This window comes from Paraburkholderia sediminicola, assembly GCF_046026855.1.
Classification (GTDB): Bacteria; Pseudomonadota; Gammaproteobacteria; order Burkholderiales; family Burkholderiaceae; genus Paraburkholderia; species Paraburkholderia sediminicola_A.
On record NZ_JAQQET010000019.1, the window covers coordinates 53,659 to 65,385 of the forward strand.

8 protein-coding genes are annotated in these 11,727 nt (G+C 61.6%); 6 read left to right on the forward strand and 2 right to left on the reverse strand.

The features are described 5' to 3' along the window. Nucleotides 1–26 precede the first annotated feature (26 nt). Both PQR40_RS21385 and PQR40_RS21390 read left to right on the forward strand, forming a co-directional pair. Nucleotides 27–776, forward strand: a complete 750-nt coding sequence (locus PQR40_RS21385) for a 2-keto-4-pentenoate hydratase (protein WP_408509821.1) — start codon at nucleotides 27–29, stop codon at nucleotides 774–776. A gap of 24 nt (nucleotides 777–800) precedes the next feature. Next, nucleotides 801–3,821, forward strand: coding sequence for an FAD-binding and (Fe-S)-binding domain-containing protein (locus PQR40_RS21390; protein WP_408509822.1), 3,021 nt, complete (start codon nucleotides 801–803; stop codon nucleotides 3,819–3,821). 17 nt (nucleotides 3,822–3,838) lie between these two features. On the opposite strand, the gene PQR40_RS21395 is transcribed toward PQR40_RS21390, so the two are convergent. Then, complete coding sequence (locus PQR40_RS21395; RefSeq protein ID WP_494478198.1) at nucleotides 3,839–4,777, reverse strand: helix-turn-helix domain-containing protein; 939 nt, start codon at nucleotides 4,775–4,777, stop codon at nucleotides 3,839–3,841. Between the two features lie 142 nt (nucleotides 4,778–4,919). On the opposite strand from PQR40_RS21395, the gene PQR40_RS21400 reads away from it, so the two are divergent. After that, nucleotides 4,920–5,819, forward strand: coding sequence for a DMT family transporter (locus tag PQR40_RS21400; RefSeq protein WP_408509824.1), 900 nt, complete (start codon nucleotides 4,920–4,922; stop codon nucleotides 5,817–5,819). A 75-nt stretch (nucleotides 5,820–5,894) separates the two neighbouring features. Here PQR40_RS21400 and PQR40_RS21405 read toward each other — a convergent pair whose 3' ends face one another. Continuing rightward, entirely contained in the window at nucleotides 5,895–6,809 is a 915-nt protein-coding gene (locus tag PQR40_RS21405) for a LysR substrate-binding domain-containing protein (protein ID WP_408509825.1), read from the reverse strand. 281 nt (nucleotides 6,810–7,090) lie between these two features. On the opposite strand from PQR40_RS21405, the gene PQR40_RS21410 reads away from it, so the two are divergent. The 3 genes from PQR40_RS21410 to scpB all read left to right on the forward strand — a co-directional run bounded on the left by PQR40_RS21410 (nucleotide 7,091) and on the right by scpB (nucleotide 10,823). After that, nucleotides 7,091–8,419 carry an MFS transporter gene (locus PQR40_RS21410; protein WP_408509826.1) on the forward strand — a complete coding sequence of 443 codons (1,329 nt, stop codon included), beginning with the start codon at nucleotides 7,091–7,093 and terminating at the stop codon, nucleotides 8,417–8,419. Between the two features lie 169 nt (nucleotides 8,420–8,588). After that, nucleotides 8,589–9,848 carry a CaiB/BaiF CoA transferase family protein gene (locus tag PQR40_RS21415; protein ID WP_408509827.1) on the forward strand — a complete coding sequence of 420 codons (1,260 nt, stop codon included), beginning with the start codon at nucleotides 8,589–8,591 and terminating at the stop codon, nucleotides 9,846–9,848. 174 nt (nucleotides 9,849–10,022) lie between these two features. Then, nucleotides 10,023–10,823 (forward strand): methylmalonyl-CoA decarboxylase, encoded by an 801-nt coding sequence (gene scpB, locus PQR40_RS21420; RefSeq protein ID WP_408240138.1) that lies wholly within the window; start codon nucleotides 10,023–10,025, stop codon nucleotides 10,821–10,823. Nucleotides 10,824–11,727 lie beyond the last annotated feature (904 nt).

An 11,727-nucleotide genomic window follows, 5' to 3' on the forward strand; every position in this document is an offset into this window, starting at 1 on the left:
CGTTCCCTCTCTTCGCCTTCAAAGAAATGACAACACCATTGAGTCAACGTCTTGCCGAGGCGCGCCGCGATCATCTGACGCTCGATGCGTTGCAGCCGGAGCAAACGCCCGCAGACGGCGTGGCTGCCTACGCGATCCAGCACGACATCCTGCGCATACTGGACGCGCCGATTGGCGGCTGGAAGATTGGTGCGAAATCCGACAGCGGCCCGATCCAGGGCGCACCATTGCCTGCGCGCGATCTGCACGCCGACGGCGCACGGTTGCCGCGCGAAGCCTTCGCGCCGCTCGGGCTCGAGTTGGAGATCGCATTCCGCTTCGGTCGCCGCTTCGAGCCTTCCACGACTCCATATAGCGAAGCCGAAGTGCACGCGGGCATCGGCTCGATCGGCGCGACCATCGAAATCGTGGCGAGCCGTTATGCAGCATGGCCCAAGGTCGACAAGCTCGCCCAACTCGCGGACTTGCAGAATCACGGTGCGCTGATCGTCGGTGAATTTACGCCGTATCGCGAGGACTTTCCGTTTGTGGCGCCGTCGGCACGTTTCAGCTTCGAAGGGCGCGACGTGGTGGAAGCGACGCCTGCTAATCCGGCGGGTGATCCGCGACGCCTGCTGACATGGCTCGTCAATCACGCCACGTCGCGCGGCATCGCGATCACGCCGGAGATGGTCGTCACCACCGGTTCGTACACCGGCATGTTTTTTCCGCAGAGCGCGGGCACGGCGAGCGGGCGCATCGAAGGGCTCGCACCGATCAGTCTGACGCTGTACTAGCCCGTTTTCTTATAGGCCGACGATATGTCGAACCCCACTTCCGCTTTACTCGTCAAGCCGATTCATCTTGTTCCGTCCGCCGCGCGCCTGACGACACCGCTCGCGCAGCATCTGCGCAAGTCGTTGCGCGGCGACGTGCTGTTCGATGCGGCGAGCCGCGGCCGTTATGCAACCGATGCGTCGATCTATCAGATCACACCGATCGGCGTAGTGGTGCCGCGCGATCAGGACGACCTGCGCATCGCATTGGAAATTGCGCGAAGCGAGAAGGTACCGTTACTCGCGCGCGGCGCGGGCACGAGCCAATGCGGCCAGACCGTCGGCGAGGCACTGGTGATCGACACCAGCAAGTGGCTGAACAACATCGTCGCGTTCGATGCAAACGCGCTCACGGTGACGGTCGAGCCGGGCGTCGTGCTGGATCATCTGAACGCATGGTTGAAGCCTCACGGCCTGTGGTTTCCGGTCGATGTCTCGACGGCGGCGCAATGTACGATCGGCGGAATGGCCGGCAACAACTCGTGCGGCTCGCGCTCGATCGAATACGGCAATATGGTGCACAACGTCGACGCGATCGACGCCATTCTCGCCGACGGCAGCGAAGCACGTTTCGCCTCATTGCGCGAGACGCCGCAAGGTGCACGCTTGCAGCAGATAGTGGAGGGCGTCAAGCGGATCGCCGAGCGGGAGCATGATGAAATCGTCGAACGCATACCCAAGGTGCTGCGGCGCGTAGCAGGCTACAACATCGACATGTTCGATTGCCAGAACCCGCGCGCCTATACCGACGACGGTATGGCGAATCTCGCGCATCTGCTGGTCGGTTCGGAAGGCACGCTGGCGTTCAGCCGGCAACTGACGCTGAAGCTCGCACCGCTGCCCGCGCATAAGACGCTTGGCGTGGTCAACTTCCCGACTTTCTGGCAGTCGATGGATCTCACGCAACACATCGTCAAGCTGAAGCCGGTGGCCGTGGAACTGGTCGATCGCACCATGATCGATCTGGCGATGAGCAATCCCGCCTTCCGGCCGGTGATCGAGAAGGCATTGGTTGGCGAGCCGCAAGCGATCCTGCTGGTGGAATTCGCGGGTGATGACCGTGACCAGCAACTTGCGTCGCTCAAGCAGCTTACTGAGTTGATGGCTGATCTGGGCTTGCCCGATTCGGTCGTCGCGATGCCTGCCGCGAGCGAACAGAAGGCGCTGTGGGAAGTCCGCAAAGCCGGACTGAACATCATGATGAGCATGAAGGGCGACGGCAAGCCGGTCTCCTTCATCGAAGATTGCGCGGTGCCGCTCGAACACCTGGCGGAATACACGAGCCGGCTGACTGAAGTGTTCCACCGCAACGGCACCGAAGGCACCTGGTATGCGCATGCGAGTGTCGGCACGCTGCACGTGCGGCCGATTCTCGATATGCGGCGCGACGGCGCGGTGAAAATGCGCGCCATCGCCGAAGAAGCGGCGGCGTTGGTGCGTGAATACAAGGGTGCGTATTCCGGTGAACACGGCGACGGTTTGTGCCGGGGCGAATGGGTCGCGTGGCAATACGGGCCGCGTCTGAACCAGGCGTTCGCCGAGATCAAGACGCTGTTCGATCCGGACAATCGCTTCAATCCCGACAAGATCGTGCGTCCGCCGAAAATGGACGACGCGCGTAATTTCCGCTTCGCGCCGGGCTACAAAGCGCATCGGATCGAGACCGCGCTCGACTGGTCCGCGTGGAACGTCGAACGCGATCCGCTGACGGGGCAGGAGACGCTGCCAGGCAGCGGCAACGATCTGTCGGGCGGTCTCGCGAAGGCCGTCGAGATGTGCAACAACAACGGCCATTGCCGCAAGTTCGACGCGGGCACCATGTGCCCGAGTTATCGCGTGACGAAGGATGAGCAACATGTGACGCGGGGACGCGCGAACACGTTGCGTCTGGCAATCTCCGGGCAACTCGGCGAAGCAGGACTCGCCAGCGACGACGTCAAGGAGACGCTCGACCTGTGCGTTTCGTGCAAGGGTTGTAAGCGCGATTGCCCGACGGGCGTCGACATGGCGAAGTTCAAGATCGAGGCGCGGGCGGCGCGCGTCAAACGGCACGGGCTGCGTCTGCGTGACAGACTCGTGGCCTTCATGCCGCGCTATGCGGCAACCGCGAGCCGTGTGCCGGGCTTGATGGTGCTGGCCGACAACGTGCCGGTGTTGTCAGCGTGGTTCAAGCGGTCGGTGGGTTTTGCGCCCGAACGTGCGTTGCCGCGCTTCAAGAAATCGTTTCTGTCTAACGCAGTGACGACCAGGCCGTCCCAAGGTGGCGCGCTGAAAGAAGTGCTGTTGTTCGTCGATACGTTTAACAACAACATGGAACCTGAAAACGCGCGCGCCGCGCAGCAAGTACTGGAGGCGGCCGGTTACACGGTGCACTTCAATACGCGTCAGGGTGAACGCCCGGTGTGTTGCGGCCGTACCTTCCTCGCGGCCGGATTGGTCGATGAAGCGAAGCAGGAAGCGCGGCGCATGCTCGATCTGTTCAAGCCGTTTGTGGAGCGTGGAGTGCCGATCGTCGGGTTGGAGCCGTCGTGTTTGCTGTCGTTGCGCGACGAGTTTTTGCACTATGGCTTCGGCGAGGAAGCACAGCGGCTTTCGAAACAGGCGTTTCTGTTCGAAGAGTTTCTGGTGCGCGAGGAAAAAGCCGGGCGTTTGCAGCTTGCGTTGAAGCCGTTGGGCAAGGAGCAGGCGCTCGTTCACGGCCACTGCCATCAAAAAGCCTTCGACGCGTTCACGCCGGTGCAAACCGTGCTGAACTGGATTCCTGATTTGAAGGTGTCGACGGTGGAATCGTCGTGCTGCGGGATGGCGGGCAGCTTTGGCTACGAAGCCGAGCATTACGCCACATCGCAGGCGATGGCGGAACTGTCATTGCTGCCCGCGGTGCGCAAGATTGACGGCAATACGGTGATGGTCGCGGATGGCACGAGTTGCCGGCATCAGATTTACGACGGCGCGGGCGTCGACGCAATCCATGTGGCGCGTGTGCTGGCAATGGCTTTGCAGTGAGGGCGCCCGGCTAGCCACTATGCGGCGCTGACCACCTGCCGATACGCTGTCGGCGCCACGCCGACGCTTTCACGAAAACGGTGGCTGAAATGGCTGGCGTTCGCATAGCCGCATTGTTCCGCGACTTGCGCGAGCGGCAGTCTCGTGGTGCGCAGCAGCGTGCGTGCGCGTTCGAGCCGTTGCTGCGCGATCCACGCAGCGGGCGGTAGTCCGAACGACGTGCGGAACATGCGCGCCAGATGATATTCCGACAATGCTGCTACACCGGCAAGCTCGCCGAGTGTGAGCGTGTGTGCCAGATGGCTCTCGATGTAGTCGCGCAAGCGCCGCCGCGTTGCGACCGACAGGCCGCCCTTGAGCGACGCATCCGTGCGGCGCACGCCTTGTGCGCGCAGCAGCAGACTCAACACCTGATGCGCGGTTTCATTGGTGCGCAGCAAGCTGTCGGGGTCTTGCCAGTCTTCATTGGCGAGCGATTGGCACAGGCTCGCGATGCGGGCGTCTTCGAAATAGGTGCGATCGGCGAGCGTCAGTTCGCGCGGCTCGCGATCGAGCTCCTGCACGGCGCGCTGCGTGAAGTGTTCGGGCAGGAAGTAAAGATGCATGAAATGCATGTGGCCGCGCACCCACCAGCGTGATTCATGTTCGCCAGGTAACGCACAGAGCCGCGACGGCGCGCCGTAGCGCCCAGGCATTTTCTGGCGCTCGGTGCGATAGCCGCCATCCAGATAGCACGACAGCGTGTGATGGCCCGGCCGATCATAGACGGTCTCGGCTTCCTCGGTGTCGCGGGTCCAGAGAGCGATGGCGAGCCGGTCGCCGAGCCACGCGAACCGTTCGAGATTCGCGTTGGCGCTGCGCAGCGTGTGACAGACCGACTGAAGGCCGAACGGCGTTTCGGTGGATTCGATCACGGGGGCGGGCGGTCTGGCGTTCACGGAACGAGCGGGATGCATCCGGTGACAGGGTAAGCCTCAGTATACGGCGAGCGGTCGCCGGCGGTTCGCCGGTCCGAAAAAGTGCGCAATCCTGGACAAGTGCGGCGGCGGGCGCGGCAGCATAGTTGAGCTTCTGCATTTTGCTGCTACAGGCTTCGTCATGAATCTTTCGCTCTATGCCGTCACCGTCCTGATCTGGGGCACCACATGGATCGCGATCAAATGGCAATTGGGGGCGGTGCCGCCGCCCGTGTCGATTGCGTGGCGTTTCTGGATCGCGGCGCTGATACTGTTCGCGCTACTGCGCATCATGCGCCGGCCGATCTGGCCGCCGCGCGCCGCCTGGCGCTTCCTGGCCGCGCAAGGCCTGGCGCTCTTCTGTCTCAACTTTCTGTGTTTCTACTATGCCGAACAGGTGGTGCCGAGTGGCCTCGTGGCGGTGGTGTTTTCCACCGCGCCGCTGTTGAATTCGATCAATGGCCGGCTCTTCATGGGGCGGCCATTACAACCGTCGGCGATTGCCGGTGCGGCGTTGGGGCTCGTCGGCATCGTGTGCCTGTTTGTCCAGCAGATGGCAGGACACCTGGGCGACCACACGGTGTGGTTGGGACTCGCTATCGCGTTTCTTGGCACGTTGTGCTTTTCGGCCGGCAATCTGCTGTCGAGCCGGATGCAATCGATGGGCTTGCACCCGTTCGCGACCAATAGCTGGGCGATGCTGATCGGTGCCGGCATTTTGACGGTCGGAAGCGTGCTGGTCGGCTTTTCGTTCTCCATCGAGCCTGACGCGCGTTATCTCGGTGCGCTCGCTTATCTGGCCGTGTTTGGCTCGGTGATTGGTTTTACCGCGTACCTGATGCTGGTCGGGCGCATTGGGCCAGAGCGGGCCGCCTACTGCACCGTACTGTTCCCGATTGTGGCGCTGGCGGCGTCGACGGTATTCGAAGGTTACCGATGGTCCGCGTTGGCGGTGGTCGGACTCTTCCTGGTGGTGGCGGGGAATCTGGTGGCGTTCGATCTCACGCGGCGTATCTTTGTGCGGCGGGTGAAGGCATCCTGAGAGCGCGGTGCCTGGGGTCCAACTGCGCTTCCTCAGGCGGCTCCGCGAATGCCGACGCTTTGAGGCGACGGCGCCCTAATCCGCTGCCCACTCCGGCCGCTTTCCCAGGCTGTCGAACAGTTCGAGTATCGTCGCCTTGACCTTCTGCACGGCATTGCTCAGTAACGCCGTGTCGTGCCAGCAGAGCGACAGGTCGCGCGAGAACAGCGGGTGATCGACCTTGGCAAGCTTGAGCTTGTGTTCATCGAGTTCGACGTGCGCAGCGGTCCACGGCAAGATCGTCACGCCTAACTTCGCCATCACTGCCGCGAATAACAACGCGGTCGAACTAGCCTCGAAGAGAATGTCGCACGGCAATCCGGCTTCGCGCAGTGCCCAGTCGACGCGGCTGCGAATCGTATTCGGTGCGCTCGGCAGGATCAGCGGCATGCGCGCGAGTTCGGTGATCGACACCGGCTCGCGCGGCATCTGAAATTCCGGCCATGCAATCAGATAGAGCGCCTCGGTGAGCAACTTTTGCGCGGCGACCCCGCGTGTTTCGACTGCGTCCACCACGACAGCCAACTCCACCCGTCCACTGCCGATCAGACTGCCGAGCTCTGCGCTTGGTGCTTCGACCAACTCCAGCGCGATGCCGGGGTAGCGGTCGCGAATTGTGCGTGCAAGCGGGATCGCCACCATCCGCGCCGTGCTAGACGGCATGGCGACCGACACTCTGCCCTGCGGAAGCTCGGCGTCCTGCCGTAGCAGTTCGCGCGTGCTGTCGGCTTGCCGCAGCAACTCGACCGCGTGCCGATAGAGCGTTTGCCCGGCTGCGGTGGGCGCCACGCCCTGCACGCTGCGCTCGAGCAACTGCATCTCCAGATCGCGCTCCAGATTGCGCATCTGCTGGCTGATCGCGGGCTGCGCGATATGCAGCGCTTCGCTCGCGCGGGTGACGTTGCCGCACTCCACCACTTTGACGAAATACCGCAGTTGCCGAAGGTCCATGTACGCCGCTCGCTCCTTCATCCCATAACGAAATCCGATCGAGCTAGAGAAATATCATATTTTTCGATTATCGAGCGCGTTCTTATACTCAATCCACAAAAAACCGAAGCGTGCCCAGCCTGAGCTGTCCGGCACCGCTTCAAAACGGCCGGCGCCTGCTGGCAGCAACCATCTTGCACGAGACCAGAGTAAGACGCTAAAGCGTCAACTCTGATCGACGGCTTTGCATGGGACCAGAGTAAGCACTAAAGCGCTAACTCTGGTCGACACAGGAGACAAGGATGTCCAAAGCGATCGCTGCATCGACGGCCGGGCTCAAGCCCCGGCGCACGCCCCTCACCCGCGAGCAGATCGGCGGCTTCTGGGCGGTTTACTCGGGATGGGTGCTGGACGGCGTGGATTCCGTGATCTACGCGCTGGTGCTGATTCCGGCGCTGACCGAATTGCTGCCTGTTTCGGGCATTGCCGCGACGCCCGGCAATCTCGGCATGTATGGCTCGATTCTGTTTGCATTGTTTCTGATCGGCTGGGGGTTGTCGTTCATCTGGGGGCCGCTCGCCGATCGTTTTGGGCGGGTCAAAACGCTGGCTGCGAGCATCCTGATTTACTCGGTGTTCACTGGCGCCGCGGCGTTTGCGCACAACGTCTGGGAGCTTGCCGCTTTCCGGCTGATTGCCGGCATCGGCGTGGGTGGCGAATGGGCGCTGGCCGGCACTTATGTCGCCGAGAGCTGGCCGGAAGATCGCCGCAAGATGGGAGCGGGCTATCTGCAGACCGGTTACTACGTCGGATTCTTCCTTGCCGCTTTGCTGAACTATACGGTCGGTGCGACGTACGGCTGGCGTGCGATGTTCCTGTGCGGTCTGGCACCTGCGTTGGTGGCGATTTTCACGGTGCTCAAGGTGAAGGAGCCGGGTCAATGGCGCAAGGCCGCGCATGGCGTTGGCCGGACGAACGCCGCGGCTATGCCCAGGCGCCGGCCGCTGATGGAGATATTCGCGCCGGCTTATCGGCGTCGCACGTTGACGAGTGCGAGTCTCGTGGGCGTCGCGATCATTGGTTTGTGGGCGGGTTCGGTCTACGAAGCGAGCGCGGTTGTGACGCTGGCGACGCGCGCCGGCATCGACCGTGTCGGCGCTGTACATCTTGCATCGATCGGCGCGGCGGTGCTGTCGGTTGGGACGATTCTCGGTTGTCTTGTGGCGCCGTGGCTGTCGGAACGATTGGGGCGACGGGGTGCGCTCGGCGTGTATTTCGCCGGGATGGCGGTGTCGATCGTGTTCGCCTTCGGCTGGGTTTTCTATCTGGCGAATGGGCTCAATCTGTTCATGGTGTCTCTGCTGTTCCTCGGCTTCTTCGGTGGCAATTTCGCGATCTTCTCGCTGTGGCTGCCGGAGCAATACCCGACCCGGATACGCGCCACTGCGTTTGCCTTTAATGCGTCCGTGGGCCGCTTGCTCGGCGCCGGGGTGAACTTTCTGCTGGCTGCCGCGATTCATTGGCAAGGTTCGCTCGGACTACCGATTGCATGGACTGCTGTGGCCTTTGTGATTGGCCTGTTGATCTTGCCATTCGCTGTCGAGACCCGTCATCAGACGTTGCCGGAATAGCGCCTCGTTGAGCGCTTCGCCTAGGCTATTCGCACTGGTCGTCGGAAGCTGTAGACATAACGCCGACACGTCCCTCGGGCCTTTCGCACCAGTCACTGGACGCTGCAGGCAACGCGTCGACGCAGCGCTCGAGCTATCTGCACCCTTCATCAATTCGCTGGAGAACTGAATGCAAGCGTTACAAGGAATCAAGGTCGTCGAACTGAGCCGTGCGTTGTCGGGGCCGTTCTGCTCGATGGTGCTGGCCGATCTCGGCGCGGACGTCATCAAGGTCGAACCGGGCCCGGGTGGCGACATGAGTCGGACCTGGGGGCCGTTCGACCGGGGTGTGAGTACCTACTACTTATCTTGCAACCGCAACAAGCGCGGCGTGTGCATCGATTTTCGCAACCCGGAGGGACTGGCCGCGATTCACCGGCTGATCGACGATGCCGACGTGGTGATCGAGAACTTCAAGCCTGGCACCATCGACAGCATGGGGCTCGGCTATGACGTGCTCAGCGCGCGCAATCCGCGCCTCGTGATGGGCAGCATCAACGCGTTCGGCGCCGATGGTCCGATGAGCGGCTGGCCGGGTTTCGACCAGATCGCGCAAGGCTATTCCGGGTTGATGAGCCTGACTGGTTTCGCCGATGGCGACCCCACCCGCACCGGCACCGCGATCGGCGATCTGAGTTCGGGCATGTGGCTCGCGATGGCGATACTGTCCGCGTTACTGGAGCGTGAGCGAACCGGGCATGGCCAGCATGTGAGCACGTCGTTGCTCGCGAGTCTGGTGGGGCTGCTGAGCGTGCATGGACAGCGCTATCTGAGCCTTGGCGACATTCCGCGCCGTACCGGCAACGCGCATGCGGTGATCGCGCCTTATGGGGTGTTCGAAACTGCGGACGGTCCGCTCAACATCGCGCCGATCACGTCGGACATGTGGCTGCGCTTGTGCCAATTGCTCGATTTGCCCACGTTGCCGGAAGATTCGCGCTTCGCGACCAACGAAGCTCGCGTTGCGCATCGTGATGAACTGAAGGCCGCTTTGGAAGCGCGGTTGAAGACGCGCAGCAAACGGGAGTGGACAGAACTGTTCATCGGGGTGGGCTTGCCGGCGGGGCCGATCAATACGCTGGATGAAGTGTTCGCTGATCCGCAAGTGCAGCATTGCCGATTGGTGGAAACGATCGAACATCCGGCGCTCGGCGCGCTGCGTCAGGTTGTGACGCCGGTGTCGAGTTCCGCGGTAACGGGCGATTCTTCGCATCACGTGAGCCGGCATGCGCCGCCGGGTCTGGGCGAACATACTGTCGATGTGTTGCGCGAGGCCGGATTCGATGAGGCCGCAATTGAGGCGTTGCTTGCCGCGAAAGCCGTGCATCAGCAGGGCGAGTATTTGCGGCCGGAGAGGGCGCGGGAACGCACCGCTAGAGTTTCGCAATGAGCGCCGACGCAAAACCTGGAACTCGGCGCGGGAGCCAGGCAATGAGCAGGCCACAAACTTTGGAACATGCTGCGGGGGCTGCACTATGAGCCCGAGACAAAACTCGAAACAGGACCGCGGAGGTCGCGTATCAAGCGCGCCGCGAATCTTGGAATATGCTGCAGAGGCCACACAATGAGCACACCGAACGCATCGCCGTTTGCGGTAACGGTCGATATCGTAGATGAACGGATCGCACGCTTGACGTTCAGTCATCCTGCGCGCAGGAATGCCCTCAGCGCGGAATTGTTGCAAGCGCTCGACTCGCACCTCTGCGAGCTTGCTGCACAGCGCATACCGGTCGTGATACTTGGCAGCGGGGTTGGGCAGGACGTCTGGAGCGCGGGCCACGATCTTGGAGAGTTGGCGCACGACCGCGACCCGATCGCCTACGGCAAGCCGTTGGAACGGGTGTTGCGCCGCGTGCGTGCCTACCCGGGCGTGGTGATTGCGATGGTGTCGGGCTCCGCGTGGGGCGGCGCCGTCGATCTGGCGATGAGTTGCGACCTCGTTGTTGCCGACGGCAGCGCGTGTTTTTCGATGACACCGGCGAACATCGGCTTGCCCTATACGACGAGCGGCCTGCTGCGCTTCTTCAACAATCTGCCAATTCACGTATTGAAGGAGATGTTCTTCGGCGCGCAACCTCTCGACGCCTCACGCGCGGAGCGTTTCGGCGTAATCAACCGCCTGGTCGACAGTGACAAACTGGAAGCAACGGCGCTTGAACTTGCGCGCGGAATAGCAAACAAAGCGCCGCTGGCGATCCAGGCGGTCAAGGAACAACTTCGGATACTTGAAGATTTGCAGCCCATGCCTGTTCAGGCGATGGAGCAGATTGCCGAACTGCGTCGACGGGCGTGCGAAAGCGCTGATTTCAGCGAGGGGCTGGCGGCGTTTTCGGAGAGGCGACCACCGTTGTTTAGGGGTAGGTAACCAAAGCGTTGTTTGAGCGCGAACATGTTTGAGGAGAGCCGATCAAGAAACAGCGACGCCTTAAACGATCACGCCTGCACCAACAGCACTAAAGGTGAGTCTTTCCGGGAGCAAAAAAGTAAACTGAAGACACCACGGGTGAGCTTTTCCGGGAACGCGAAAAGCGCAAAGCGCGCAATTGCAAGGGCTTCACCAGACACCTCGCACACAAAGAAGCACCCCTATGGTTTTTGAACCACGCGTCGGCGCGCGCAGCGCCGCAGGAAGTATGACTGCCTTGTCACCGAGGCAGAATGTGCGAGAACACAGATTCCAGATGTACCACTACCGCAACTGCGCGGGGGACCCGCTTAAGAATTAGCGGTGTGAGCCGCTTTCTCTTGCTTACTTCTCTTTGCGGCGGCAAAGAGAAGTAAGTGCCTGCCCCGCACAGGGGCGAACGCTAATAGACCAATAACAAATCAAGAAAAGGCCAACGCCATAAAAGCACAGACAAGACGCGCCGAGCAGGCAAACAAAACTACAGACAAAACAAGAGACAAAACAAGCAAAGCCTCCGCCGCAGGCACCCAAACAGCAAGCCAAAACGGCTATGGATTAACCACATGGGTAGACGAACCCACCCAACGCCCGTATAATCCCAGCATCCTGACCGTGAAATCTCAGCTACATAGCCAAAGTTAGAAGGGGTTGAATGCAAATTAGCAGCAAACCGCATCCAACCCATCGCAGGTAAAAAGCCGGCACCTCAAGGGGCCCCAAGCCCCTTAAAACGGACAAGCTACCTAGCGTAGCTATCCACATCATCGATGGATCTGGCGCCAGTCTTTACTAACTGGCAAGCCACCGAGGGCAGACGCAAACACCACCCTCGCGCCGAGGAAAAACAAACCTCTCGGCACCA

Excerpts from the sequence above, each read along its gene's own strand:
- PQR40_RS21390 (WP_408509822.1), top strand. The coding sequence starts at position 801 with ATGTCGAACCCCACTTCCGCTTTACTCGTCAAGCCGATTCATCTTGTT.
- PQR40_RS21385 (WP_408509821.1), top strand. The coding sequence starts at position 27 with ATGACAACACCATTGAGTCAACGTCTTGCCGAGGCGCGCCGCGATCAT.
- PQR40_RS21410 (WP_408509826.1), top strand. The coding sequence starts at position 7,091 with ATGTCCAAAGCGATCGCTGCATCGACGGCCGGGCTCAAGCCCCGGCGC.
- PQR40_RS21395 (WP_494478198.1), bottom strand. The coding sequence starts at position 4,777 with ATGCATCCCGCTCGTTCCGTGAACGCCAGACCGCCCGCCCCCGTGATC.
- PQR40_RS21405 (WP_408509825.1), bottom strand. The coding sequence starts at position 6,809 with ATGGACCTTCGGCAACTGCGGTATTTCGTCAAAGTGGTGGAGTGCGGC.
- scpB (WP_408240138.1), top strand. The coding sequence starts at position 10,023 with ATGAGCACACCGAACGCATCGCCGTTTGCGGTAACGGTCGATATCGTA.
- PQR40_RS21415 (WP_408509827.1), top strand. The coding sequence starts at position 8,589 with ATGCAAGCGTTACAAGGAATCAAGGTCGTCGAACTGAGCCGTGCGTTG.
- PQR40_RS21400 (WP_408509824.1), top strand. The coding sequence starts at position 4,920 with ATGAATCTTTCGCTCTATGCCGTCACCGTCCTGATCTGGGGCACCACA.